The 24,942-nt window shown below is 69.7% G+C and carries 28 protein-coding genes; 7 read left to right on the top strand and 21 right to left on the bottom strand.

Going from position 1 to position 24,942, the window contains the following annotated elements:
- Positions 1-12: 12 nt before the first annotated feature.
- The gene (locus AC0699_RS02645; protein WP_478654784.1) at positions 13-372 is read right to left on the bottom strand and encodes an NADH-quinone oxidoreductase subunit A; all 360 of its coding nucleotides are present in this window, start codon (positions 370-372) and stop codon (positions 13-15) included.
- Positions 373-1,061: 689 nt separating this feature from the next.
- On the opposite strand from AC0699_RS02645, the gene AC0699_RS02640 reads away from it, so the two are divergent.
- Entirely contained in the window at positions 1,062-1,862 is an 801-nt protein-coding gene (locus AC0699_RS02640; RefSeq protein ID WP_478654783.1) for a C40 family peptidase, read from the top strand.
- A gap of 58 nt (positions 1,863-1,920) precedes the next feature.
- On the opposite strand, the gene AC0699_RS02635 is transcribed toward AC0699_RS02640, so the two are convergent.
- Positions 1,921-2,103: a hypothetical protein gene (locus AC0699_RS02635; protein WP_478654780.1), complete on the bottom strand. Its 183-nt coding sequence runs from the start codon at positions 2,101-2,103 to the stop codon at positions 1,921-1,923.
- 39 nt (positions 2,104-2,142) lie between these two features.
- Positions 2,143-3,003 carry an NAD(P)-dependent oxidoreductase gene (locus tag AC0699_RS02630; protein ID WP_478654777.1) on the bottom strand — a complete coding sequence of 287 codons (861 nt, stop codon included), beginning with the start codon at positions 3,001-3,003 and terminating at the stop codon, positions 2,143-2,145.
- 138 nt (positions 3,004-3,141) lie between these two features.
- Here AC0699_RS02630 and AC0699_RS02625 point away from each other — a divergent pair, with 138 nt between their 5' ends.
- On the top strand, positions 3,142-4,119 hold the full coding sequence (locus AC0699_RS02625; protein WP_478654775.1) for a helix-turn-helix domain-containing protein: 978 nt from the start codon (positions 3,142-3,144) through the stop codon (positions 4,117-4,119).
- Positions 4,120-4,214: 95 nt separating this feature from the next.
- On the opposite strand, the gene AC0699_RS02620 is transcribed toward AC0699_RS02625, so the two are convergent.
- Positions 4,215-5,501 (bottom strand): geranylgeranyl reductase family protein, encoded by a 1,287-nt coding sequence (locus AC0699_RS02620; RefSeq protein ID WP_478654772.1) that lies wholly within the window; start codon positions 5,499-5,501, stop codon positions 4,215-4,217.
- A 99-nt stretch (positions 5,502-5,600) separates the two neighbouring features.
- On the opposite strand from AC0699_RS02620, the gene AC0699_RS02615 reads away from it, so the two are divergent.
- On the top strand, positions 5,601-6,122 hold the full coding sequence (locus tag AC0699_RS02615) for a GNAT family N-acetyltransferase (RefSeq protein WP_478654770.1): 522 nt from the start codon (positions 5,601-5,603) through the stop codon (positions 6,120-6,122).
- A gap of 65 nt (positions 6,123-6,187) precedes the next feature.
- Here AC0699_RS02615 and AC0699_RS02610 read toward each other — a convergent pair whose 3' ends face one another.
- The 5 genes from AC0699_RS02610 to AC0699_RS02590 form a co-directional block, all read right to left on the bottom strand.
- Complete coding sequence (locus tag AC0699_RS02610; protein WP_478654768.1) at positions 6,188-7,099, bottom strand: glutaminase; 912 nt, start codon at positions 7,097-7,099, stop codon at positions 6,188-6,190.
- 21 nt (positions 7,100-7,120) lie between these two features.
- Entirely contained in the window at positions 7,121-7,816 is a 696-nt protein-coding gene (locus AC0699_RS02605; RefSeq protein ID WP_478654765.1) for a demethylmenaquinone methyltransferase, read from the bottom strand.
- A 122-nt stretch (positions 7,817-7,938) separates the two neighbouring features.
- Positions 7,939-8,592, bottom strand: coding sequence for an amidohydrolase family protein (locus tag AC0699_RS02600; RefSeq protein WP_478654763.1), 654 nt, complete (start codon positions 8,590-8,592; stop codon positions 7,939-7,941).
- Positions 8,593-8,599: 7 nt separating this feature from the next.
- Complete coding sequence (gene mqnC / locus AC0699_RS02595; protein ID WP_453660343.1) at positions 8,600-9,799, bottom strand: cyclic dehypoxanthinyl futalosine synthase; 1,200 nt, start codon at positions 9,797-9,799, stop codon at positions 8,600-8,602.
- 146 nt (positions 9,800-9,945) lie between these two features.
- Positions 9,946-11,631: a serine/threonine-protein kinase gene (locus AC0699_RS02590; protein WP_478654759.1), complete on the bottom strand. Its 1,686-nt coding sequence runs from the start codon at positions 11,629-11,631 to the stop codon at positions 9,946-9,948.
- Positions 11,632-11,822: 191 nt separating this feature from the next.
- Here AC0699_RS02590 and AC0699_RS02585 point away from each other — a divergent pair, with 191 nt between their 5' ends.
- On the top strand, positions 11,823-12,869 hold the full coding sequence (locus tag AC0699_RS02585; RefSeq protein ID WP_478654757.1) for an alpha/beta hydrolase: 1,047 nt from the start codon (positions 11,823-11,825) through the stop codon (positions 12,867-12,869).
- A 78-nt stretch (positions 12,870-12,947) separates the two neighbouring features.
- Here AC0699_RS02585 and AC0699_RS02580 read toward each other — a convergent pair whose 3' ends face one another.
- Positions 12,948-13,835, bottom strand: a complete 888-nt coding sequence (locus AC0699_RS02580; protein WP_478654754.1) for a menaquinone biosynthetic enzyme MqnA/MqnD family protein — start codon at positions 13,833-13,835, stop codon at positions 12,948-12,950.
- Positions 13,836-14,111: 276 nt separating this feature from the next.
- Here AC0699_RS02580 and AC0699_RS02575 point away from each other — a divergent pair, with 276 nt between their 5' ends.
- On the top strand, positions 14,112-14,315 hold the full coding sequence (locus AC0699_RS02575) for a cold-shock protein (protein WP_003967102.1): 204 nt from the start codon (positions 14,112-14,114) through the stop codon (positions 14,313-14,315).
- 163 nt (positions 14,316-14,478) lie between these two features.
- Here the strand turns inward: AC0699_RS02575 and AC0699_RS02570 are convergent, their stop codons facing one another.
- Positions 14,479-14,832, bottom strand: coding sequence for a hypothetical protein (locus tag AC0699_RS02570; RefSeq protein ID WP_478654752.1), 354 nt, complete (start codon positions 14,830-14,832; stop codon positions 14,479-14,481).
- A 99-nt stretch (positions 14,833-14,931) separates the two neighbouring features.
- Here AC0699_RS02570 and AC0699_RS02565 point away from each other — a divergent pair, with 99 nt between their 5' ends.
- Positions 14,932-15,330, top strand: a complete 399-nt coding sequence (locus tag AC0699_RS02565) for a DnaJ family domain-containing protein (RefSeq protein WP_478654750.1) — start codon at positions 14,932-14,934, stop codon at positions 15,328-15,330.
- Positions 15,331-15,631: 301 nt separating this feature from the next.
- On the opposite strand, the gene AC0699_RS02560 is transcribed toward AC0699_RS02565, so the two are convergent.
- The 8 genes from AC0699_RS02560 to AC0699_RS02525 all read right to left on the bottom strand — a co-directional run bounded on the left by AC0699_RS02560 (position 15,632) and on the right by AC0699_RS02525 (position 21,879).
- On the bottom strand, positions 15,632-16,252 hold the full coding sequence (locus AC0699_RS02560; protein ID WP_478655471.1) for a TetR/AcrR family transcriptional regulator: 621 nt from the start codon (positions 16,250-16,252) through the stop codon (positions 15,632-15,634).
- 141 nt (positions 16,253-16,393) lie between these two features.
- On the bottom strand, positions 16,394-16,468 hold the full coding sequence (locus tag AC0699_RS02555; protein WP_099048249.1) for a 50S ribosomal protein bL37: 75 nt from the start codon (positions 16,466-16,468) through the stop codon (positions 16,394-16,396).
- A gap of 176 nt (positions 16,469-16,644) precedes the next feature.
- Positions 16,645-17,976, bottom strand: a complete 1,332-nt coding sequence (locus AC0699_RS02550; RefSeq protein ID WP_478654748.1) for a dicarboxylate/amino acid:cation symporter — start codon at positions 17,974-17,976, stop codon at positions 16,645-16,647.
- A gap of 352 nt (positions 17,977-18,328) precedes the next feature.
- Complete coding sequence (locus AC0699_RS02545; RefSeq protein WP_478654746.1) at positions 18,329-18,619, bottom strand: DUF4229 domain-containing protein; 291 nt, start codon at positions 18,617-18,619, stop codon at positions 18,329-18,331.
- A 78-nt stretch (positions 18,620-18,697) separates the two neighbouring features.
- On the bottom strand, positions 18,698-19,222 hold the full coding sequence (locus AC0699_RS02540) for an N-acetyltransferase family protein (RefSeq protein ID WP_478654744.1): 525 nt from the start codon (positions 19,220-19,222) through the stop codon (positions 18,698-18,700).
- Positions 19,223-19,345: 123 nt separating this feature from the next.
- Positions 19,346-20,524 (bottom strand): aminofutalosine synthase MqnE, encoded by a 1,179-nt coding sequence (gene mqnE / locus AC0699_RS02535; protein ID WP_453663116.1) that lies wholly within the window; start codon positions 20,522-20,524, stop codon positions 19,346-19,348.
- Between the two features lie 91 nt (positions 20,525-20,615).
- Entirely contained in the window at positions 20,616-21,071 is a 456-nt protein-coding gene (locus AC0699_RS02530; protein ID WP_453663114.1) for an Lrp/AsnC family transcriptional regulator, read from the bottom strand.
- A gap of 106 nt (positions 21,072-21,177) precedes the next feature.
- Positions 21,178-21,879, bottom strand: a complete 702-nt coding sequence (locus AC0699_RS02525; protein ID WP_478654741.1) for a UbiX family flavin prenyltransferase — start codon at positions 21,877-21,879, stop codon at positions 21,178-21,180.
- A gap of 100 nt (positions 21,880-21,979) precedes the next feature.
- Here AC0699_RS02525 and AC0699_RS02520 point away from each other — a divergent pair, with 100 nt between their 5' ends.
- The gene (locus tag AC0699_RS02520) at positions 21,980-22,579 is read left to right on the top strand and encodes a rhomboid family intramembrane serine protease (protein ID WP_478654739.1); all 600 of its coding nucleotides are present in this window, start codon (positions 21,980-21,982) and stop codon (positions 22,577-22,579) included.
- On the opposite strand, the gene mqnP is transcribed toward AC0699_RS02520, so the two are convergent.
- Both mqnP and AC0699_RS02510 read right to left on the bottom strand, forming a co-directional pair.
- Positions 22,569-23,471 (bottom strand): menaquinone biosynthesis prenyltransferase MqnP, encoded by a 903-nt coding sequence (gene mqnP, locus AC0699_RS02515; protein WP_478654737.1) that lies wholly within the window; start codon positions 23,469-23,471, stop codon positions 22,569-22,571. The genes AC0699_RS02520 and mqnP overlap by 11 nt on opposite strands.
- Entirely contained in the window at positions 23,468-24,919 is a 1,452-nt protein-coding gene (locus tag AC0699_RS02510; RefSeq protein ID WP_478654734.1) for a menaquinone biosynthesis decarboxylase, read from the bottom strand. The genes mqnP and AC0699_RS02510 overlap by 4 nt, the downstream gene beginning before the upstream one ends.
- Positions 24,920-24,942 lie beyond the last annotated feature (23 nt).

The following is a 24,942-nucleotide window of genomic DNA, read 5'->3' as shown; positions in this document are numbered from 1 at the left end:
CCCCTCAGCCCCTCAGTCCCATTCCAGGCCGCCGCGCCGCCATACATACGCGTAGGCGACGAAGACGGTGAGCACGAAGAGCAGCATCTCCACGAGCCCGAAAATCCCCAGGGCGTCGAAGGTGACGGCCCAGGGGTAGAGGAAGACGATCTCGATGTCGAAGACGATGAAGAGCATCGCCGTCAGGTAGTACTTGATCGGGAAGCGGCCGCCCCCGGCCGGGTGGGGCGTGGGCTCGATACCGCATTCGTACGCCTCGAGCTTCGCCCGGTTGTAGCGCTTCGGGCCGATAAGCGTGGCCATGACCACGGAGAAGATCGCAAAGCCTGCCGCTAGGGCGCCGAGCACGAGGACGGGTGCGTAGGCATTCACGCTCCTCGCTCCTTCCAGTCGTCCTTGACCGTTGGACCGCACGGGCACCGCCTCGCCGCCTCGCGAAGATCACGCATATGTGAGGCAGTTCACAAGCCCGACTGCTCCGCATCCTATGCCTGCCGGTCTGTGATCTGCGACACGGGGTACGACAACGACTTTGTGATCTCCACCACCTGACGAAGGATCATGAAGTCGGATGAGCGGTGATCTTCATACGGGAAGCGCACGAGCGACTACAAAAGGTGACGCCTTCCTCCGTTACCGCTGGTCAGAGGCGGCCACCCCTAGCAGGGATCTCGCCGCTCAAGCAAATTCGCGATGGACCGGACCGGGTGATAGAGGGCGCCGTCACCCGAGCGAGGGGCAGGGCGGACCGAGGTGGACGCGTGCGTCCGTTCACGAGGCTCCGGGGTGTCGTCGGCGGTGACCATTCTGTGACCTGTACCACTCGGCGGCGGCCCTCGAAAACCGGGGCTTGGCCATCGGTGTGAAGGGGTGGTAAGCGGCGGGCAATCCGGACCTTTTTCTGAAAGCCCATGATCACGGCCGTGATCACACATGCCCGTTTTGCCCGTTACGGCGTCAATAAAGGTCTCAGGAAGGCGGATTAGGCGCCTCCGCGCGCAACTGTGGCGCAACACACGTTTCTTGAAGGGAACCGTGAGCCCCTGATAGCGGTTGTACTCATGTCCCACACCGCTCACATACGAAGCCACCGGAAGCCCCGCACCCGCAGCGCCTCGACGCTCGCACTCCGGGCCGGAGTTGCCGGTGGCGTCCTCAGCACCATCGCGGTGGCCGGTAGCACCGTGCCGGCGAACGCCGAGCCGGTGACCGAGACCATCGAGATGCCCGCGCTCACGCTCGACACCCCGGAGCTCGCGAGCGCGGTCGCCCGCTCCGCCGAGGCAACGCAGCAGGCTGCCCTGGATCTCGAACTGCAGACCCAGGAGAACGCCGCCGCAGCGAAGGCCGCCAAGGTCGCGAAGAAGGCCAAGGCCGAGGCGGACCGCAAGGCCGAGGCCGAGCGGAAGGCCGAGGAGGCCGCCCGCGCCGAGGCCAAGGAGCGCGCCTCCCGCTCCTCCGAGCGCACCACGCTCTCCGCCTCCTCGAAGAGCACCTCCAACGCGTCCGGCTCCGTCGGGACCGTCATCTCCTTCCTCAAGGCACAGCTCGGCGACGCCTACGTCATGGGCGCCAGCGGCCCCAACGCCTGGGACTGCTCCAGCCTCGTCCAGGCCGCGTACCGCCAGGTGGGCGTGGACCTGCCGCGTGTCTCGCAGGACCAGTCCGTGGCCGGCACCCAGGTCTCCCTGGACAACCTCCAGGTCGGCGACATCCTCTACTGGGGCGGCGCCGGCTCGGCGTACCACGTCGGCGTCTACATCGGCGACGGCCAGTACCTCGACGCCGCGAACCCCAGCAAGGGCGTCGTGATCCAGGACCTGTCGGGCTACCCGGCGAGCGGCGCGGTCCGCGTCCTCTGACGCACCCTGACACTTCGCCGAGGGCCGTCGCTCCCACCCGGGAGCGGCGGCCCTTCGCTCACCCGAGATCGAAGGTGTCCGGCAGTCCCAGCCGCCACCTGGCCTCGTCGACGCGCTTGAGGGCCTCCGTCTCCGGCGGCCGGCAGTGCCCCCAGGTCTCGCACCCCCCGGCGGTCGAGCCGTCCGCGTCGAGCAGGGCGTTGAGCGGTTGAGCCGGAAGGGAACGGGCACGGACGGCCACAGCACCTCTACAGTGCGTACACCGCCCCGCCGCTCAGGCCTAGCGGAACAGCTCGATCACCCGGGCGTAGCTGTCGCCGCCGTTGCCGTCGGCGACGGCCTGCGCCATCAGGTCCCGGTGCAGCCGGGGCAGCCGCCCGTCGACTCCCCGGGCTTCCCCCGCGTGCAGGAGGTGCTCGACCGTCGCCAGCTGTACGTCGATCGTGGCGTCGTCGCCCGGGTAGTGACCCGCGTCGATCTGACCCGCGTAGGTGTCCATGAAACCCGTCACCGTCCTCAGCCAGCGGATCGCCACCGGCGTGAAGGTGCGCGCGGACACGCCGTCCGCGCCGACGAGCGCCGTCGCGTGCAGCCAGCCGCCGAACACCGACCACATCAGTCCGAGCAGCCCCGTGTCGTACAGCGAGGCGAGCCCGGCGTCCTCACCGAGGTCGACCGGGTCACCGAGCACGGCGAGGGTGTCACGGTGGGCGGCGAGGGCAGCGGGTGAGCCGCTGTAGAGGATCATGTTCACCGGATTCCCCACACCGGGCGGCGTCGTCATGATGCCGCCGTCGAGGTAGCCGATGCCGTTGCCGGCCGCCCATGCCGCCTCCTCGCGGGCCTGCTCGGGCGAGCCGGACGTCAGATTGACGAGGGTGCGCCCGGACAGCAGCCCGGCGACAGGGCCGAGGAGTTCGTGTACGGCGGTGTAGTCGAGGACGCAGACCACGACGAGCTCGCCCGCCTCGACCGCTTCGGCGACGGTGGCCGCGCGATCGGCTCCCCGGGCGACGAGCGCGTCCGCCTTCTCCGGTGTGCGGTTCCAGACGGTCGTCGGGTGGCCCGAGTCCAGAAAGGCCCCGGCGAGCGCCGTGCCCATCTGCCCCAGCCCGATGACGGTGACTTTTGTGCGGGTCATGGCGATAACTCCCTCTAAAGCATGGTTCCTTGTGCAAGATCCACACTTTCAGCGGGTCCGAGCCGTCGACAGTGGCAGGAGTGCCCATCTCCGCAAAATTCCTGCCGCACACTCGGTGTCGACCGTACGCTCGGCACCATGCGCCCAGGAATCGTCGCCGTCGCCGTCGTGCCGGATCAACGGTCCGGGATCTCGCTCTGGGAGATGTACGAACTCTCCATCGCCTGCACCGTGTTCGGCATCCCGCACCCCGATCTTGCTGACCCCTGGTACGAGCTGCGCCTGTGCGGCCCCGCACAGGACAGCGCCGGAACGGGGCTCTCCGTACGCACGGAGTACGGGCTGGACGCGCTCGCCGGGGCGGACACCGTCATCGTGCCGTCCGTGCCCGACGCGTGCGTCGACGGCGGCAGGGACGTGCCTGCCGAGCTCGTTGACGCCCTGCGCGCCGCCGCCGCATCCGGGGCCCGCATGGTCTCGCTGTGCACCGGCGCGTTCGCGCTCGCGGCCGCCGGGCTCCTCGACGGCCGCCGGGCCACCGCCCACTGGCAGCACACGGCCGAGCTCGCCGCCCGCCATCCCGAGGTGGTCGTCGACGACTCGGTGCTCTACACCGACGAGGGAAACGTGCTGACCAGCGCCGGCGCCACGGCGGCGCTGGACCTGTGTCTGCATCTGGTCCGCCGCGATCTGGGTGCGGACGTCGCGGGCAAGCTGGCCCGCCGGCTCGTCGTGCACGCCCATCGCACCGGCGGGCAGGCCCAGTTCATCGACGCACCGGTGCCGCAGAGCGACGACGACAGCCTCGGCCCCGTGCTGCAGTGGGCGGCCGAGCATCTGGAAGACCCGCTCACGGTGGAGGAGCTCGCGCGCCGAGCGCGCATGAGCCCGCGCACGTTCTACCGGCGGCTCCAGGAGAGCACCGGGACGACACCGCTGCAGTGGCTGCTGCAGCAGCGCGTGGCGCGGGCACAGACCCTGCTGGAGTCCACCGATCTGCCCGTCGAGCAGATCGGTGAACACAGCGGGCTGGGTACGGCGGCGAATCTGCGCCGCCACTTCACCCGGTCGGTGGGTGTGTCCCCGACCGACTACCGGAGGTCGTTCAGGGCTTGAGGCTCAGGCCTTGCGGCTCCGGCGAGGCTCAGGCCTCGAGACCCGGGCCTTGCGGCTTCGGCGAGGCTCGGGCCTCGAGACCCGGGCCTTGACCTTCAGGCCTTCGGGGCCACCTTCGAGAGCCCGTTGATGATGCGGTCCATCGCGTCGCCGCCCGTCGGGTCGGTGAGGTTGGCGAGCATCTTCAGCGTGAACTTCATCAGCAGCGGGTGGGTCAGTCCGCGCTGCGTCGCGATCTTCATGACCTTCGGGTTGCCGATGAGCTTCACGAAGGCGCGGCCCAGCGTGTAGTAGCCGCCGTAGGTGTCCTTGAGGACCTTCGGGTAGCCGTGGAGGGCCAGTTCGCGCTGGGCCGGGGTCGCCCGGGCGTGTGCCTGGACGATGACGTCCGCGGCGATCTGGCCGGACTCCATGGCGTACGCGATGCCCTCGCCGTTGAACGGGTTGACGAGGCCGCCCGCGTCGCCGACCAGCAGCAGGCCCTTCGTGTAGTGCGGCTGCCGGTTGAAGGCCATGGGGAGCGCGGCGCCGCGGATCGGCATCGTCATGTTCTCCGGGGTGTAGCCCCAGTCCTCCGGCATGGAGGCGCACCAGGCCTTCAGCACCTCGCGCCAGTCGAGCTCCTTGAAGGCGGACGAGGTGTTGAGCACGCCGAGGCCGACGTTGGACGTGCCGTCGCCCATGCCGAAGATCCAGCCGTAGCCGGGCAGCAGCCGGTCCTGGGCGCCGCGCCGGTCCCACAGCTCCAGCCAGGACTCCAGGTAGTCGTCGTCGTGCCGGGGGCTGGTGAAGTACGTACGCACCGCGACGCCCATCGGGCGGTCCTCACGACGGTGCAGCCCCATCGCGAGGGAGATCCGGGAGGAGTTGCCGTCCGCGGCGACGACGAGCGGGGCGGAGAAGGTGACCTCGCGCTTCTCCTCGCCGAGTTTGGCGTGGACCCCCGTGATGCGGCCGGTGCGGTCGTCGATGACCGGCGCGCCGACGTTGCAGCGCTCGTACAGCCGCGCACCCGCCTTCTGCGCCTGCCGGGCCAGCTGCTCGTCGAAGTCGTCCCGCTTGCGGACGAGGCCGTAGTCCGGGTAGCTGGCGAGCTCCGGCCAGTCGAGCTGGAGCCGGACGCCGCCGCCGATGATCCGCAGGCCCTTGTTGCGCAGCCAGCCGGCCTCTTCGGAGATGTCGATGCCCATCGAGACGAGCTGCTTGGTGGCGCGAGGGGTGAGACCGTCGCCGCAGACCTTCTCGCGCGGGAACGCCGTCTTCTCCAGGAGGAGTACGTCGAGACCGGCCTTGGCCAGGTAGTACGCAGTCGTCGAGCCGGCCGGGCCTGCCCCGACGACGATCACATCTGCGGTGTGCTCGGAGGGCGTCGTCTCGGTCACGGCCGGTTCTCCCGAAGACTCGAATTCGCGTGCCAGGCGGCACAGGTCATGTGCAGTCTATGGGGGTGCACTGATCGGCAACCGAAGGGCTCCCCCGCGATGACCGCAGCCTCTCTCCCCGTCGTACAGCTCCGCGTTCCCACCGAGGAGGACGCGTTCGCCTGGCATCACGTCTTCGACGACCCGGACGTCATGGAGTTCCACGGGGGCAGGTCCGCCGAGCTGTCGGTGTACGAGGAGCTCACCGCACGCCAGCGCCGCCATGACGCGGAGCGCGGCTTCTGTCTGTGGACGATGCTCGACGAGGCGGGTGAGGTGATCGGCTTCACGGGTGCGCAGCCGTGGCCGCACCAGTCCTTCGGTCCGGTCGGCGAGATCGAGATCGGCTGGCGGCTGGGGCGGGCGTACTGGGGCCGGGGCTATGCGACGGCCGCCGCGCGGGTCACCCTGGAGCGGGTGCGGGCGGCGGGCGTCCCGTCGGTGGTCGCGATGGTCGACGCCCGCAACGAGCGGTCGATCGCCGTCACGCGGCGGCTGGGCATGGAGCGGACGGAGACGTTCGGCATCCCGGACTCGGATCGCAAGGCCTACTGCTTCCGGCTCGTTCTCCAGCCTTCTTGAAGAGTCCTCGTGCAGGGGACAGGCCCTGGAACACCCACGGTGCCGGACAGGCCTGGGGAGAGGCCCTAGAACACCGACAGGCCGGTCAGTGTCGTGAACCGGTCCAGCGCCGCCACGCCCGCCACCGAGTTGCCCTGCTTGTCCAGCCCCGGGCTCCACACGCACAGCGTGCAACGCCCCGGTACGACCGCGACGATCCCGCCACCCACCCCGCTCTTGCCGGGCAGCCCGACCCGGTACGCGAACTCGCCCGCCGCGTCGTACGTACCGCAGGTGAGCATCACCGCGTTGATCTGCTTGGCCTCGCTGCGGGTCAGCAGCCGGGTGCCGTCCGCGCGCAGCCCGTGGCGGGCCAGGAAGCGGGCCGCGAGCGCCAGATCGGCGCAGCTCATCTCGATCGAGCACTGCCAGAAGTAGTGGTCGAGCAGCGCGGGGACAGGATTGGCGATGTTGCCGTACGACGCCATGAAGTGGGCCAGCGCGGCGTTCCGGTCGCCGTGCGCGGACTCCGATCCGGCGACTTCCGGATCGAAGGCCAGCTCCGGGTTCCCGCTCTCCTGCCGCAGGAACTCCAGCAGTTCGCTGCTCGCGTCGCCGGTCAGGGTCTGCAGCCGGTCGGTGACGACGAGGGCGCCCGCGTTGATGAACGGATTGCGCGGGATGCCGTTCTCGTACTCCAGCTGCACCAGCGAGTTGAACGGGTTGCCGGAGGGTTCCCGGCCCACGTGTTCCCACAGGCTGTCGCCGCCCTGCGAGAGGGCGAGAGCCAGTGCGAAGACCTTGGTGACGGACTGGGTGGAGAAGGGCCGTTCCCAGTCCCCGACCCCGTACACCTGGCCGTCGAGATCGGCGAGGGCCATGCCGAACCGGCTCGGGTCGACGGAGGCCAGGGCCGGGATGTACTCGGCGGGTGTGCCGCTGCCGACGAGCGGTGCGACGTCCTGCGCGATCTGCTCCAGGATCGCCTGGTAGTCCATGGCGTCGGGGCCTTCGGGTGCTTACTGCGGCTTGGTGCCGCGGTGCAGCGCCACGATTCCGCCGGTCAGATTCCGCCACGCCACCTTCGACCAGCCGGCCTTCTGCAGCAGTCCGGCGAGCTCCGGCTGCTCGGGCCACGACTGGATCGACTCGGCGAGATAGACGTACGCGTCCGGGTTCGACGAGACCGCGCGTGCCACGGGCGGCAGCGCCCGCATCAGGTACTCCTCGTAGACGGTCCGGAACGCCGCCCACGTCGGGTGCGAGAACTCGCAGATCACGACGCGCCCGCCCGGCTTGGTCACCCGGTACAGCTCACGCAGCGCCCCCTCCGTGTCCTGCACGTTGCGCAGCCCGAAGGAGATCGTCACGGCGTCGAAGGCGTTGTCCTGGAACGGCAGCTTCGTCGCGTCCCCGGCGGTGAGCGGAAGCCACGGGTGCCGCTTCTTGCCCTCGCGCAGCATGCCGAGGGAGAAGTCGCACGGCACGACGTACGCGCCGGTGCGGGTGAAGGGCAGCGAGGACGTGCCGGTGCCGGCGGCGAGGTCGAGGATCTTCTCGGCCGGGCGGGCGTTCACCGCCTTGGCGACCTCCTTGCGCCATCGCCGGTCCTGGCCGAGCGAGAGCACGTCATTGGTGAGGTCGTAGTTCGCCGCGACATCGTCGAACATCGAAGCGACTTCGTGCGGCTGCTTGTCCAGGGAGGCTCGGGTCACGCCCCCATTGTGCCGTTCGACCCCCGCGGCTCCACGGGCAGGGCGCGCGGGAGCGTGCGCGGTGTACCGCACCGGACGCCCCGGGGCTGCCGGTGGCGCGTCGCGGCCGGGCGGCGCGCCACTTACCGGGCCCGGTAGACCAGCCGGCCGCCGAGCACGGTCGCGACGCAGCTCGCGGCGCCGTGGGCGGCGAGCGTGTCGTACGGGTCGCCGCTCGTCGGCACGTCGAAGACGGCGAAGTCGGCGTCCATGCCCTGCAAGCCCAGGGGCAGCAGGAACGCCTCCGCCACCGGCCGCCCGGCGAACGGGTCCAGCGTGGGCGGCCCCTCCGGTTCCGTGAAGCGTTGCTCCGTGGACAGCCCAGCCCGTGCGACGGCGTCGAGCACCGCCGGATGCCACAGATCCCCGGCGACCGCGACCGTGCCGTGCGCGAGCATCCGCTGCACACCACGCCGGGCGCTCGCGCCCCAGCGGGCGTCCGTCATGTCCAACGCGGCGAGCGCCTCGCCCCTGAGCGGCTCGGTGCCGAGCGTGTCGGCCTCGCGCGGATCGGGGTGGTAGGCCCGCTCCAGCAGTTCGGGGCCGTAGAGGTTGACCAGGCCCGGCGTCAGGATGCCGGGCCACCGGCGCACCCGCGCCTGCGGGAAGGCGGCGTCCAGCCGCTCGTACGGGCCGACGGCGGCGATCTCCCGGCCCTGAACGGCGACCGCGCCGCCCGGCACGGGCGCCTGCTCGCCACCGGGCAGGAGCAGGTCCGCGACATGAATCGTCAGCACGGCCGGGTCAGTTCGCGTTCAGCAGCTTCAACTCGGGGTGCGCCGTGCCGCCCTCGATCGCCGTCGACGAGATGTGCGAGGCGACGCGCTCGTCCACCGGGTCGTTCGCCGGGTCGTCGTGGACGGTGATGTGCTCGTACGTCGTCGTCCGCTGTGCCGGGACGCGGTCCGCCTTGCGGATCAGGTCGATGATCTCCTGCCGGTTGGACCGGTGCTTCGCGCCCGCCGAGGAGACGACGTTCTCCTCCAGCATGATCGAGCCCAGGTCGTCGGCGCCGTAGTGCAGCGACAGCTGGCCGATCTCCTTGCCCGTCGTCAGCCACGAGCCCTGGATGTGGGCGACGTTGTCGAAGAACAGACGGGCGATCGCGATCATCCGCAGGTACTCGAAGATCGTCGCCTGCGTGCGGCCCTTGAGGTGGTTGTTCTCGGGCTGGTACGTGTACGGGATGAAGGCCCGGAAGCCACCCGTCCGGTCCTGTACGTCACGGATCATCCGCAGGTGCTCGATGCGCTCGGCGTTGGTCTCGCCCGTACCCATCAGCATCGTCGAGGTGGACTCGACACCCAGCCGGTGCGCGGTCTCCATGATCTCCAGCCAGCGCTCGCCGGACTCCTTCAGCGGGGCGATCGCCTTGCGCGGCCGCTCCGGCAGCAGCTCGGCGCCGGCGCCCGCGAAGGAGTCGAGGCCGGCCGCGTGGATGCGCTGGACGGCCTCCTCGACCGACACCTTGGAGATACGGGCCATGTGCTCGACCTCGGAGGCGCCGAGGGAGTGGATGACCAGCTGCGGGAACGCCTGCTTGATGGCGGCGAAGTGCTCCTCGTAGTACTCGACGCCGTAGTCCGGGTGGTGTCCGCCCTGGAACATGATCTGGGTGCCGCCCAGCTCGACGGTCTCGGCGCAGCGCCGCAGGATGTCGTCGAGGTCCCGGGTCCAGCCCTTGGCGGTGTCCTTGGGCGGAGCGTAGAAGGCGCAGAACTTGCAGGCGGTGACGCAGACGTTGGTGTAGTTGATGTTCCGCTCGATGATGTACGTCGCGATGTGCTCGGTGCCGGCGTAGCGGCGGCGGCGTACGGCGTCGGCGGCTGCGCCCAGCGCGTGCAGCGGCGCGGACCGGTAGAGGTCGAGCGCCTCCTCGGGGGTGATCCGCCCGCCCTCGGCGGCACGGTCAAGGACGGACTGGAGGTCGGCCTTCTCGGTCACCGGGAGTCACCTTTCGGCGGTGTTTCAGGGCTTTGCGCGGGCCGGTCCAGCCTACGACAGCGGTGTGGTCCGCCCCTGGGGTGCCCCCGCACGGTGTCTCGGGGAGGGGGAGTTGCCTCGCAATGCACCCGGGTCCGCCCGGTGGGTCAGCGGCTCCTCGCCAGGTCGCCGGTCGGACTGCCGGCCCGGGCGTCGGCGGAGACGTAGCGCAGTGTGCTGCCGTCCAGCACGAGCCGCAGCCCGGTCGTGCTCTCGGTGCACATGCCCTTGCTGCGCGGGCCGCGCTTCGCGTCGACGACGAGGGTCTTCGCGTCGGCGCGGGTGGCGGTGAGCAGGTCCTCGCAGATGAAGTTGCCCAGGATGTCGGTCTGTTCGGCCTTGCCGATCTGCTGGCCGGTGCGGCCGCCCTCGATGGTGACCTTCATCGTTCCCGCGGGCAGTCCGGCGGCGGTGACCGCGCCCTCCCAGGTGCCGATGAACCCCTTCGGCACGTCCTTCAGCGGGGGCGTCGCCCCGTCCGCCGGCTCACCGGACGCCGACGACTCGGGCGGCTCGGCCAGGTCGTTGTGGCCGCCGCCACCGGGGAAGAGGTCGAAGAGGACGCCCGCGCCCACGGTCACCGCGGCCAGCGCGCCCGCCACGGCGAGGGCGACCGTGCAGCTCACCTTGCGGCCGCCGCCGGGGCCGGCGCCGGGGCGGCCGCGTTCCGAGCTGGTGGTCACCGAGACGGAGAGCCGGCCGTCGGGCCGGCGCTGCGGCGGTACCGCGTCCGCCACGGACGGCGCCCCCGGGGGCTGCGTCGGCACCGGCGGCCCGGGCGGTGCCGGCGGCCCGGTCTGCGCCGGAAACCGCGTCGGTGGTTCGATCGGCGGGCCGAACTCCCCCATCGCCTGGCTGGTGAACGGCACGGGCCCCGAGCCCACCGGCTCCTGCCGCGCGGGCTCCAGATCGAGCAGTCGCACCGCCGACCGGCTGACCTGCTCGACGAGTGGTCCCGGCAGCCAGCCCGCCCCCACCAGCGCGCCCGCGCCGCCCGGCGCGAGCCGGCGGGCGAGGTCCGCGGGAGCCGGCCGTTCGGCCGGGTTCTTGGCCAGGCACGTGGCGACGATGTCGCGCAGCTCCCCGGCCAGCGCGCCCAGTTCGGGCTCCTCGTGGACCACCTTGTAGAGCAGGGCGGCGGACGAGTCGCCCGGGAAGGGCGCGACGCCCGTCGCGGCGTACGCGAGGACCGCGCCGAGCGAGAAGACATCCGCGGCGCCGGTGACGCCCTGTCCGAGGATCTGTTCGGGTGCCATGTAGCCGGGCGAGCCGACCGACACACCGGTCGTGGTGAGCGAGGCGGTGCCGTCGGTGGCGCGCGCGATGCCGAAGTCGATGAGGCGGGGGCCGTCGAGCGCGAGCAGCACGTTCGAGGGCTTGACGTCCCGGTGGACCAGGTCCAGCGTGTGCACGGCCGCCAGTGCCTCGGCGAGCCCCGCGCCCAGCGTCCGCACGGTGTGCTCCGGCAGGGGCCCGTACTCGGCGACGGCCTGCGCCAGCGAGGGTCCGGCCACATAGCCGGTGGCCACCCACGGAACGGGCGCCTCCGGGTCCGCGTCCAGCACCGGCGCGGTCCAGGCCCCGCCCACCCGCCGGGCCGCCTCCACCTCCCGACGGAACCGGGCCCGGAACTGCTCGTCGAGCGCGAAATGCGGATGGACCACCTTGACCGCGACGGTCCTGCCGCCTTCGGAACGCGCGAGATAGACCCGGCCCATGCCGCCCGCTCCGAGCCGGCCGAGCAGCCGGTACGGACCGATGCTCTGCGGCTCGCCCGCCTCCAGCGGCTGCATGAGCTCCCCCGATTCCGCCCGACTGCGCGATGTCCGTCCGGGACAGCGTAGAACGCGGCGTGGGCCGGATCACGGCGATTGGGTCCCTCTCCGGGCCAACCGATCGGCCCCGGCCCTCATCTCCCTTGGCGTAAACCGCGCACCGCATCCGGAACCGCAACGAAGCACCGCATAAGACCACGGAGTTCGTTATGAAACGCCTGCCCAAAGCCCTCATTGCCGCCGTCGCCCTCGGCTCTGTCGCGCTCGTCGCGGGCTGTTCGGACGAAGGAGACCCGCTCTCCTTCGACGGCCCGTCCCCGCAGGCCCCCGCGTCCTCCGCAGCGGGCTCCGGATCCGGCAAGGGCGGCGGCGCGGCCGCCGAGGCCGCGGCCAAGACCCTGATGCCGACCGGGCCGAAGGCGGAGTTCACCACCCAGAACACCATCGACGACGGCACCAAGATCGGCGTCACCACGCTGCACGGCGCGAAGTCGGGCTTCACGGGCAAGGTCTGGGTCTGGGCCCCGAAGCAGTACTTCGACCCGAAGTACGCGAACAGCGGTTTCCCCGTGCTCATCGCGCTCCCCGGCGGCAACGGATACCCGAACAATTACTGGATGGGCACCGATCTGAAGTTGCAGAGCAGCATCAGTGAGTGGTCGCAGGAGGGGAAGAGCCTTCCGTTCATCGTCGTGATGCCTGTACTCAACCCGGACGACAAGTATTACTACGACGGCAGCGATATCCCGGGGCAGCCGAAAATGGGCACGTGGATGACCGAAGACGTCCCCGATTTCGTGAAGGCGAATTTCCGTACGTTCAAATCCCGGGACGGCTGGGCCTTCATGGGGTCGTCGTCGGGCGGCTTCGTCGGGCTGAAGTCGGTCCTGAAGCACCCCGACAAGTTCAAGGCGGTCATCGCCTCGGGGCCGGACACCGTGCCGGACTCCCCGCTGTGGGCGGGACACGCCGCCGAGCAGCAGGCGAACAACCCGGAGAAGCTGGCCAAGGCGCTCGGCAGCAAGCCGGCCGGCAAGGACCGCGATGTCTATCTGGCGTTCCAGGTCGGCACCAAGGAGTCCGGGGTGCGGAAGGTGAAGTCCTTCATCCGCGACTACACGAAGGGCCCGGTCAAGACCCGGCTGCAGGTCATCCAGGACGGCGAGCACAACGCCAAGACCTATGTGAAGGGCATGGGGGACGGGTCGATCGAGTGGATCAGCCAGCACATGCAGGCACCCATCCCCACGTCCTGACGTCCCGACGTCCTGACGTCCTGACGTCCCGACTTCCCTACGGCGCGCCCTCCGGTCTTGAGGGGCGGCGTCCGGGCTTCAGGGGCCGAGCAGCTCGACCCGTACGTCCGCCGGGAACCCGGTCGTCGGACCGGTCCGGCGTGCGAACTCGCGCACACCGGCGAGCTGCTCGGGCCCGAAGCGGAAGTCGAGCGTCGTGAAGTACCGCTCCAGCAGCTCCGCGTCGAACGCCTCCCAGCGGGCCGCCTGTTCGGCGACCTTCGTGACCTCCTCCAGGGAAAGATCACGGGAGGCCAGGAAGGCCTCGTGGACCTTCCGTACGACGCGGGGCTCACGCGCGAGGTAGTCCTTGCGCGCCGCCCACACGGCGAACACGAACGGCAGCCCGGTCCAGTCCTTCCACATCTGGCCCAGGTCATGGACGCGCAGGCCCAGCCTCGGCGCGTCGTGCAGCGAGGCCCGCAGGGCGGCGTCGCCGATCAGCACGGCGGCCTCCGCCTCCTGCATCATCAGGCCGAGGTCGGGCGGGCACGTGTAGTAGTCCGGCGCCACGCCGTACCGCTCGGCGAGCAGCAGCTGCGCGAGACGCACCGAGGTGCGCGAGGTGGAGCCGAGGGCGACACGCACGCCGTCCAGCTGCTCCAGCGGCAGCTGGGACACGATCACGCAGGACATGACAGGCCCGTCGCAGCCGACCGCGATGTCGGGGAAGGCGACGAGGTCGTCGGCGTTGCGCAGATACTCGACGAGGGTGACGGGGCCGATGTCGAGGTCGCCGCGCACCAGCCGCTCGGAGAGCTTCTCCGGGGTGTCCTTCGTGAGCTCCAGATCGAGGAGCGTCCCGGTGCGGGCCAGGCCCCAGTAGAGGGGCAGGCAGTTCAGGAACTGGATGTGACCGACGCGCGGCCGACTGCGACGGTCGCCGTCGGCGGCGGCGCTTTCTGCAGGTTCTGCATGACTGTCCACAGCGTGAGGCTAGACCTGCGGGCCGCGGCACCAATGGCCGGGGCGGCCCTGGCCACGCCGCAAACGTCAGCCTGTCAAGCCGGCATCAAACTTCCGGGTGACGTGATCTTTCCCTCTACCGCTGCGAACACCCTGCGTGCTACGCTCAACGCAAGTTGCAGTTTGGTTTCCCTTGCAGTACAGAGCCTGCGGAGCATGTGACCCGCAGGCTTTTGTAGTTTTCAGACTTGTTTGCAGGTTCTGGAGCAGGGCAACCCTTTGGCCCAAGGAGGGCTTATGGCTACCGGAACCGTCAAGTGGTTCAACGCTGAAAAGGGCTTCGGCTTCATCGCCCAGGACGGCGGCGGCCCGGATGTCTTCGTCCACTACTCCGCGATCAACGCGTCTGGCTTCCGCTCCCTCGAGGAGAACCAGGTCGTGAACTTCGACGTCACTCAGGGTCCGAAGGGCCCGCAGGCGGAGAACGTCACCCCGGCCTAGTTGCCCGGGTCGGCGAATCGCGTACGACTTAGCAGTACCCAAGGAGCCCTGCTCCCGTACCTCGCGTACGGAAGCGGGGCTCCTGCCTTTGTGGTCACGGCCCGAAGCCGGTCTCCCGCGCCCGGGTACGCCGAGGCACGGGAGACCGACCACTACGGGGCGATCAGGTGCGGCCTGGGCATGACCCAGAACGCAAAGACGAGCTGCGCGGCATCATGACTCCGACGGTCGCGTCTCCTCCGAGCCATATCGGAACGAGAGGCACCAGCAAGAGCACAGCCGCCCAGCTACGGAACCCGCCCGTGCTCCCGTACCGCTTGCAGAGCCCGAGCAGCAGGAGCAGGAAGAGGGAAACGGCCCCCACACCGAGCAGCAGCCCGATACCGCGCCCCAGCTGTGTCCCGAACGCCTCCCAGAAGGCGAGGTCCGGCGGCCTTCCCAGCGCCGAGGCGCAGACGTAGCCCCCGGCCAGGACCGGCAGATACCTGATCAGACAGCGGCCGAACCATTCACTCATCGAGTTTCTCCCCGCCCTCAGTTCCAGGGCACGCACATGTCGGAATGCCACCCTGATTGCGTCCACATCGCCCTCCCCTGTGCCCGTACGCTGGAACGTATGACCGAGCGGAAGCCTCCGGGCGTCAGTTTCGAATCGTGGGTCGACAAGCAGATCCGTGACGCGCGGGAGCGGGGCGACTTCTCGGATCTGCCCGGCTTCGGCAAGCCCCTTCCCGACGACGGTGCGCCCTACGACGAGCTCTGGTGGGTCAAGGGCAAGATGCACAAGGAGGGCCTGGCCGTCCTGCCACCGGCCCTCGCCCTCCGCAAGGAGGCCGAGGACGCGCTGGAGAAGGCGTACGCCGCGCCGTCGGAGACCGCGGTGCGCCGCATCATCACGGAGATCAACGAGAAGATCATCAAGATGCTGCTCATGCCTCCTCCAGGCCCGCCGCTCGGGCGCAGGCCGTACGACGTCGAGGAAGTCCTGCGGGAGTGGCGGCTCAGGCGGGGCTGAGTCGGGCGGGCACCCACGGCGAGGCTTTGGCGCCATGAGCGCATCACATGACACCATGTGGCGCCACTCATGCGCCGGCTCGCCGGTGAGCTGGTGCTGAAGTCCCGTAGCACCTGTCCCGCACGGCATGTGGCCCTTCGCCCGCTGTCTCGCCCAAGCCGGCCAGGACCCGCACGGCATCGGTTACGCCGAGGCCGATTTCAAGGCCCCCGTACCGCTGCCGGGAAGCGTCACGTACGCAACCGATGGCGCCGGCGCGCCTTCGAACTGCGCGCCGCCGGAAGCGGCGGCCGTCTCCGCCTCATCGGGCGGACGGCGACCACCGCTCCCCCTTCATGAGGTTGCCCAGTCCCTCCCACGCGAAGTTCATCAGCGTCGCCGCCGCCTCCTTCGCCGAGACGCCCGGCGTGTCGTTGGCCCAGCCGGCCAGCGACTCCGCCGCGCCCACGAGCGCCTGCGCGAGGCCCGCCACGTCCCGGTCGGCGAGTTCGCCTTCGCCGTGGGTCTCCCGCGCCGCCGCCCCGATGAGCCCGGTCACGAATGCCACGATCTCGTCCCGCATCACGGCCACTTCCGCGGCGAACGGCTCACCGTGCGTCCGCGCCTGCCGGTGCAGCACCGCCCATGCGTCCGGGTGATCCGCGGTGTGCCGGAAGAACGCCGCGAGCCCCTCCCACAGCTGCCGGTCCGCCGGAAGCCCCGGCTCCACCGCCGCCCGTACCGCCGCGACGAGAGCCTCGGCCTCGCGCCGGATGCACGCCGTGAAGAGGTCCTCCTTGGAGTTGAGATAGAGATAGACCAGCGGCTTGGACACGCCCGCGAGTTCGGCGATCTCATCCATGGACGCCGCCCGGTAGCCGAGCTGCCCGAACGTCCGCACCGCGGCGTCCAGCATCTGCTGCTCGCGCATGGCGCGCGGCATCCGCTTGCCCTTACCGGCCCCATCCACGTGAGACGCCCTCCCGGCTTACCGATCTACTGTTCGGTAAGAGTAAGGCCCGCACCGGAGCACGGAACGCCGGAGGCCGCTCTCCCGGACGGGAGAACGGCCTCCGGTGACTTCTCAGGCGTTGGGGCGCTTGCCGTGGTTGGCCTTCTTCCCCTTGCGGGCGCGCCGCTTGTTGCCTCGCTTCGACATGGTGCAGATCTCCTTGTTTCAGGACTTTCTCCATGCCCTCGTCAGTCTAGGTTCGCCACCCGGGCTCCGCACCCACGGCCGGCTGGAGAAGGCCCGCCGTTCCGACGCGGAACGCCCGCCGTTCCACGCGAACGGGCCCCCACCCGAAGGCGAGGGCCCGTTGACGGAGAACCGCGTCACGCGGTGACCGGCACGGCCACCTTCTGCTCGGCGTCGCGCACCTCGATGTCGTCCACCGGCGAGGCCGACGCCGCGTTGTACGCGTCGTGGTCCAGGATCTTCTCGCGGGCCGCGACGACGACCGGGATCAGCGCCTGGCCGGCGACATTCGTGGCCGTCCTGATCATGTCCAGGATCGGGTCGATGGCCATGAGCAGGCCCACGCCCTCCAGCGGGAGGCCCAGGGTGGAGAGGGTCAGCGTCAGCATGACCGTCGCGCCGGTGAGGCCCGCGGTGGCCGCGGAGCCGACGACCGAGACGAAGGCGATCAGGAGGTAGTCCTGGATGCCGAGCTCGACACCGAAGATCTGGGCGATGAAGATCGCGGCGAGCGCCGGGTAGATCGCGGCGCAGCCGTCCATCTTGGTCGTCGCGCCGAACGGCACGGCGAAGGAGGTGTACTCCTTCGGAACGCCGAGGCGCTCGGTGACCTTCTGGGTGACCGGCATCGTGCCGACCGACGAGCGGGAGACGAAGGCCAGCTGGATCGCCGGCCAGGCGCCCTTGAAGAACTGCAGCGGGTTGACCTTCGCGACGGTCGCGAGCAGCAGCGGGTAGACGCCGAACAGGACGAGCGCGCAGCCGATGTAGACGTCGGCGGTGAAGGTCGCGTACTTGCCGATCAGGTCCCAGCCGTAGTCGGCGATGGCGTAGCCGATGAGGCCGACGGTGCCGATCGGGGCGAGGCGGATGACCCACCACAGGGCCTTCTGGAGCAGCTCCAGGACGGACTCGCTGAGGGCGAGGACCGGCTTGGCGCGGTCGCCGAGCTTGAGGGCCGCGATACCGGCGACGGCGGCCATGAAGACGATCTGAAGGACGTTCAGCTCGGTGAAGGGGGTGATGACGTCCGTCGGAATGATGCCGGTGAGGAAGTCGATCCAGGAGCCGGCGTGCTCCGGCAGCTTGCCGTCCTTGGGCGTCAGGCCGGTGCCCGCGCCCGGGTTGGTGAGCAGGCCGATCGTGAGGCCGATGGCGACCGCGATCAGCGACGTGATCATGAACCAGAGCAGGGTGCGGGTCGCCAGCCGGGCGGCGTTGTTGACCTTCCGCAGATTGGTGATCGACACCAGGATCGCGAAGAAGACGAGCGGGGCGACGGCCAGCTTCAGCAGCTGGACGAAGATGCCGCCGACCTGCTCCAGGGTCTTGTAGAGCCAGTTGATGTCCTGGCTGCGGGCGAGCCAGCCGAGCAGGGCGCCGAGCACGAGACCGGCGACGATCTGGGCCCAGAAGGGGACCCTGGGTATGCGGCTGGCGCGGGTGGGCGTCGCGGAGTTCGCGGACACGGGGACACACTCCGGTAAGGCGTATCGGGGAATACGGGGGACAGGGGTGCGGCGCCCGTGCGCTCGGAAGCGCCGCTGCATGATGCCGGGTCAGACCGAGCGGCAACAGACCGCGGACATACAGCGGCACAGGTCGACATGCAGGCGCGCCACGAGCGGGGTGCTCATGACTGTTCCGGGGCGCACTGCTGTCGTCATGCCGAACACGTTAACACTTGAACTTTGAGAACCTCAAAGCTGGCCTTTGAGGCGAGAATGCACCATGGCACATCCGGACACACCGAAGCCCCAGCGCCGGAGCGGTTGCTCCTGCCTGGGGCTTCGGGGATGTGTGAGGAAGCTTACGCTCCGCCTACTGGGCGTCTTCCCTGGTGCGGTTCGCCTCCAGGCGGGACTTGACCTGATCGACCTTGCCGACGATCTGCTCGGACATCGCGTCGCGCTGCTTGCGCAGCAGGACGAGGCTGAGCGGCGCCGAGAGCAGGACGGAGAGGACCAGCACCCACAGCAGGTTGGAGTCGCCCAGGCCCCTCGGCAGTACGCGGAGATACACCAGCCCCGAGAGGACGGCGAAGCAGCCGGCGAAGATGCCGAACCGCATGAGGGTGTACCGGAGCGTGGCACTCGTCTTGCTGTCGGACACGACGGCCCCTTCCCTTCACTTGGTTGCCCGACAAGTGAAGCACGTGCCGATTCGATCACTTCACGGGGAGCCGCTTGATCAGTTCAGGGGGAGCAGCATCGTGATGTCGTCGCGGTAGTCCCCGTCGGCGACCCGGATCGCGTCGGGCACTCGCCCGACCTCCTTGTAGCCGCACGACGCGTAGAACCGCTCCAGCCCGGTGCCGCCGCGGCAGGTGAGCCGTATCGCCGTGATGCCGTCCAGCCCGCTCGCGGCGTCGGCGGCCGCGGTGAGCAGTTCGCGGCCGTACCCCTTGCCCTGATGCCGCGGATGCACCATCACGGTGTAGAGCCAGACCCAGTGCCGCATCAGCCGGTGCGTGTTGTACGTGAGGAACGCGGCGGCCGCGACCTCCCCGTCCGCGTCCCGTCCGACGAGCAGCCGCGCCCGCCCCTCGGCCATCGCGACGAGATGCCGCACCAGCTCGGGCCGGATCTCCTCCGCAGTCACGGGCGGCACGAACCCGACGGCCCCGTCGGCGTTCGACACGTCCGTCCAGAGCCCGAGAACGCCGTCGCGCAGCGCGCGGTCGACCGGCGGATCGAGCGTGAAGACAAGAGCCATGGCCAGACAATAACTGTCCGGGTTCAACGCCCCACAAGGGTCCGGGGCAACGCCCCCGGACCCGATGAGGCCCAGGAATCAGAGCCGAAGAACCCAGGCCCGAAGAACCCGGACCCGAAGAACTCAGACCCGCATCGGCTGCGGCGACTCCCGGCGGTCGCCGTCCGGCCCCGGGTACTCCCGGATCACCTCGTACCGCGTGTTCCGCTCCACCGGACGGAAGCCGGCGTCGCGGATCAGGTCCAGCAGATCGTCACGCGTCAGCTTGTTCGGCGTGCCGTAGTTGTCCGCGTCGTGGGTGATCTTGTACTCGACGACCGAGCCGTCCATGTCGTCCGCGCCGTGCTGCAGCGCCAGTTGCGCGGTCTGCACGCCGTGCATCACCCAGAAGACCTTGACGTGCTGGATGTTGTCGAACAGCAGCCGCGACACCGCGAAGGTCTTCAGCGCCTCCGCGCCCGTCGCCATCGTCGTCCGCGCCTGAAGGCGGTTGCGGACCTTGCCGTCCTGCATGTCCACGAAGTCGTGCTGGTAGCGCAGCGGGATGAAGACCTGGAAGCCGCCGGTCTCGTCCTGGAGTTCACGCAGCCGCAGCACGTGGTCCACCCGGTGCCGGGGCTCCTCGATGTGCCCGTACAGCATCGTGCACGGGGTCTTGAGACCCTTCTCGTGCGCGAGGCGGTGGATCCGCGACCAGTCCTCCCAGTGGGTGCGGTGGTCCACGATGTGCTGGCGGACCTCCCAGTCGAAGATCTCCGCGCCGCCGCCGGTCAGCGACTCCAGACCGGCCTCGATCAGCTCGTCGAGGATCTCCGAAGCCGAGAGCCCCGAGATCGTCTCGAAGTGGTGGATCTCGGTGGCGGTGAAGGCCTTCAGCGAGACGTTCGGCAGGGCCTTCTTCAGCTCGCTCAGCGACCGCGGGTAGTAGCGCCAAGGCAGGTTCGGGTGGAGCCCGTTGACGATGTGCAGCTCGGTGAGGTTCTCGTTCTCCATCGCCTTGGCGAGGCGGACGGCCTCCTCGATGCGCATCGTGTACGCGTCCTTCTCGCCCGGCTTGCGCTGGAACGAGCAGTACGCGCACGACGCCGTGCACACGTTCGTCATGTTGAGGTGACGGTTGACGTTGAAGTGGACGACGTCGCCGTTCTTACGCGTACGCACCTCGTGGGCGAGACCGCCGAGCCAGGCCAGATCGTCCGACTCGTAGAGCGCGATGCCGTCCTCGCGGGTCAGCCGCTCGCCGGCCCGGACCTTCTCCTCCAGCTCGCGCTTGAGACCCACATCCTTGATAGATGCAGTCATCAGGCCGCCTCCCACATGTCTACGAATCGAGCTTCACCAACCGTACTCCCCCGTACTTCACGCACCGGGGGACCCCCAAGGACGCTTCGCGTCACACCTCTTCGGGCAGGTCCCCGACCCGGTTCTCCCACTTCGTGGAGAGCACGATCGTGGTACGCGTCCGCGACACGCCCTTCGTCCCCGACAGCCGCCGGATCGTCTTCTCAAGACCGTCGACGTCGCTCGCCCGCACCTTGAGCATGTACGAGTCGTCGCCGGCGATGAACCAGCAGTCCTCGATCTCGGCGAGGTCGCGCAGCCGGCGCGCCACGTCCTCGTGGTCCGCCGCGTCGGAGAGCGAGATACCGATCAGCGCGGTGACGCCGAGGCCCAGCGAAGCGGCGTCGACGGTGGCCCGGTAGCCGGTGATGACGCCCGCCGCCTCCAGGCGGTTGATGCGGTCGGTGACGGAGGGACCGGAGAGTCCTACGAGCCGGCCGAGCTCGGCGTACGAAGCCCTGCCGTTCTCACGCAGGGCCTGGATGAGCTGCCTATCCACGGCGTCCATATGCCTGAGCCTTCCATTATTCATCGCTACCGCAATTTTACGTGTGAAATCAAAGGCGCGCAGGAGACACCCTGCGTGCCCGTGTGTACCTCAAACGATCAGAACGTCAGCCCGGACCACCCGGTCCCGCTGCCCGGTCCCCCTGTTCGGCCCTGGAGCCGCCCAGGTCACCCTCCCAACGGCGGTACAGCCCGTGCGGCACCCCGGCCGCGTCCAGCACCCGTCCGGCGACGAAGTCCACCAGATCCTGGATGTGCGTCGCTCCCGCGTAGAACGCCGGAGAGGCCGGCAGCACCACGGCGCCCGCCTCGTCCAGCGCCACGAGATGCTTGAGGGTCTGCCCGTTCAGCGGGGTCTCCCGCACCGCGACCACCAGCTTCCGCCGCTCCTTCAGCGTCACGCTCGCCGCCCGCTGGAGCAGGTCCTTGGACAGCCCGAGTGCCACGCCCGCGACGCACGCCGTGGACGCCGGCACGATGAGCATCCCCTTGACGGGGTACGACCCCGAGGACGGCCCTGCCGCCAGGTCCCCGGCCACCCAGTGCCGTACGTCCGCCACATCCACCTGAAAGGTGCCCGGCTTGCCGTCGGCGCCGCGCCCCAGCCACTCCCGCAGATCGTCCTGCCAGTGCGCGTCCCGGAACGCGATCCCGGTCTCGTCCAGCAGGGTGAGCCGCGACGCCCGCGACACCACCAGGTCGACGCTCTCACCCGCGTCGAGCAGCCCGCGCAGCACGGCGGCGGCATAGGGGGTCCCGGACGCCCCGGAGACCCCGACGACCCACGGGGTGCGGTTGGCGTCAGTCATGGCATTGAGCCTATCCGGCCGCCGGACGGCGGAACTGGGTAAGGTCCCCCGCACGTTTCCGGGGGGAGACGCAGGAACGCAGGGGGCGATGATGTCGGGGATGTCGAACGACGCACTCGAGTGGAGCCGGACCGACCGGGCGAAGACGGCCGGCAAGCTGATGCTGGGCTGGGTGGCGCTGCTGTGGGCGCTGGAGGCGATCGACGTCGTGTCCGGCCATGCCCTCGATCCGTACGGCATCACTCCGCGCGACATCACCGAGCTGCCGGACATCGTCCCTGCGGCCTTCCTGCACTACGGCTTCGGCCATGTCGCCGCCAACAGCCTCCCGCTGCTCGTGCTCGGCTTCCTGGCCGCGCTGTCCGGCATACGCCGCTTCGCGGGGGTCGTCCTCACCATCATCGTGGCCTCGGGCCTGGGCGTCTGGCTGACCTCCCCCGGCGATTCCGTCACGCTGGGCGCCTCCGGCGTCGTCTTCGGCCTCTTCGGCTACGTACTGGCCCGCGGCTTCGTGGACCGCAGCGCGCTGGACGTGGTGGTCGGGCTGGTCGTCGCCGCGCTCTACGGCTCGATCCTGTGGGGCGTTCTCCCGACCGGCTCGGGCGTCAGCTGGCAGGGCCACCTCTTCGGACTGCTGGGCGGCGTCGCGGCGGCGTTCGTCTTCCGCCGCCCGCGGGAGCGCGCCCGCCTCACACCGTGAGACCCCGCACCAGCAGATCCAGCAGCGCGCACCCGAACAGGGCGATCCCGATGAACCCGTTCACCGTGAAGAAGGCCCTGTTCAGCCGGGACAGATCGTGCGGGCGCACGATCGTGTGCTCGTAGAGGAACGCCGCGGTGACCACCGCGAGCCCCAGCCAGAAGAAGATGCCGGCGCCGGTCGCGAGGGCGTACCAGACGAAGAGGACCATCGTCACGGCATGGCACCCCCGCGCGCCCCACAGCGCGGCCGGGACACCGAACCGGGCGGGGACCGACATCACGCCGTGCGCGCGGTCGGCCTCGACGTCCTGGCAGGCGAAGATCAGGTCGAAGCCGCCGATCCAGATTCCGACGGCGAGACCGAGGATCACCGCGTCCCACGACCAGGCCCCGGTGATCGCGATCCACGCGCCGACCGGACCCATCGCCTGGGCCAGACCCAGGATCGCGTGCGGGAAGTTCGTGAACCGCTTCCCGTACGGGTAGACCACCATCGGCACGACGGCGACGGGCGCCAGCGCGAGGCACAGCGGGTTGAGCATCGCCGCGGCCCCCAGGAAGATCACCACCGCGACGCCCGCCCCGGTCCACGCGGACCGCACCGACACCGCACCCGTGACCAGCTCCCGCCCCGCCGTGCGCGGATTACGGGCGTCGATCTCCCGGTCGATGATCCGGTTGCAGGCCATCGCGAACGTCCGCAACCCCACCATGGCGACGGTGACGAGCAGCAGCTTGCCCCAGTGGACGTTCCGGTCCAGCTGGAACATCGCGGTGAGGGAGGCGATGTACGCGAACGGCAGCGCGAAGACCGAGTGCTCGATCATCACCAGCCGAAGGAACGCCTTGGTGCGGCCCGGACCCGGTACCGCGGCCGCGGACGCGCTCACAGGCCGTACTCCTTCCAGCGCCGGTCGACCAGCGCCGCCGTGCCGGGGTCCGACTCGACCATGTCCGGCCAGCCCCCGTCGCGGGTGTAACCCTCCTCCGGCCACTTCTTCGTCGCGTCGATGCCCGCCTTGCCACCCCAGAACTGCTGGTAGGAGGAGTGGTCCAGATGGTCCACCGGGCCCTCGACCACGGTCAGGTCACGGGCGTAGTCCGTGTTGCCGAGCGCCCGCCACGACACCTCGTGCAGATCGTGGACGTCGCAGTCGGAGTCGACGACCACGATCAGTTTGGTCAGCGACATCATGTGCGCGCCCCAGATGGCGTGCATGACCTTCTGGGCGTGCTTCGGGTACTTCTTGTCGATCGAGACGATCGCGCAGTTGTGGAAGCCGCCCGACTCGGGCAGGTGGTAGTCCACGATGTCCGGCACGATGATCTTCAGCAGGGGCAGGAAGAAGCGTTCCGTCGCCCGGCCCAGCGGGCCGTCCTCCGTAGGCGGCCGGCCCACCACGATCGACTGGAGCAGCGGCCGCTTCCGCATCGTCACGCAGTCGATCGTCAGCGCCGGGAAGTCCTCCTGCGGCGTGTAGAAGCCGGTGTGGTCGCCGAACGGGCCCTCGGGAAGCATCTTCCCCGGCTCCAGCCAGCCCTCCAGCACGACCTCCGCCTGCGCCGGCACCTGCAGCGGCACGGTCTTGCAGTCGACCATCTCGATCCGCTTGCCCTGCACGAAGCCGGCGAACAGATACTCGTCGATGTCGCCGGGCAGCGGCGCCGTCGACGCGTACGTCACGGCCGGCGGGCAGCCGAAGGCGATCGCCACCGGCAGCCTCTCGCCGCGCCGTGCCGCCACCTGGTAGTGGTTGCGGCTGTCCTTGTGGATCTGCCAGTGCATACCGATGGTGCGCTTGTCGTGGCGCTGGAGGCGGTAGAGCCCGAGGTTGCGGATCCCCGTCTCCGGGTCCTTGGTGTGCGTCAGCCCCAGGTTGAAGAACGAGCCGCCGTCCTGCGGCCACGTGAACAGCGCGGGCAGCCGGTCCAGATCGACGTCCTCACCGCGCAGGACGACCTCCTGCACCGGGGCGTCCTTCACCTTCTTCGGCGGTACGTGCGTCATGGCGCCGAGCTTCCCGAACGCCTCGCGCACCCCGACGAACCCGTGCGGCAGCTCCGGCTTCAGCAGCCCGCCGATCTTCCCGCTGATCTCGTCGTACGACTTCAGGCCCAGCGCCTTGAGCAGCCGGCGGTCCGTCCCGTACACGTTCATCGCGAGCGGCATCGACGAGCCGCGCACGTTCTCGAAGAGGAGCGCCGGGCCGCCGGATTTCTGGACCCGGTCGACGATCTCCCCGATCTCCAGATACGGGTCGACTTCGGCCTTGATGCGCTTGAGGTCGCCCTCGCGCTCCAGCGCCCGGAGCAGCGAGCGAAGATCGTCGTAAGCCATGCCGTCCAGTATCGGCCACTCGC

It is taken from the genome of Streptomyces sp. NPDC043870, assembly GCF_056435785.1.
The sequence above is the reverse complement of the archived record's forward strand: the minus strand, read 5'-3'. Positions and strand labels throughout refer to the sequence as shown.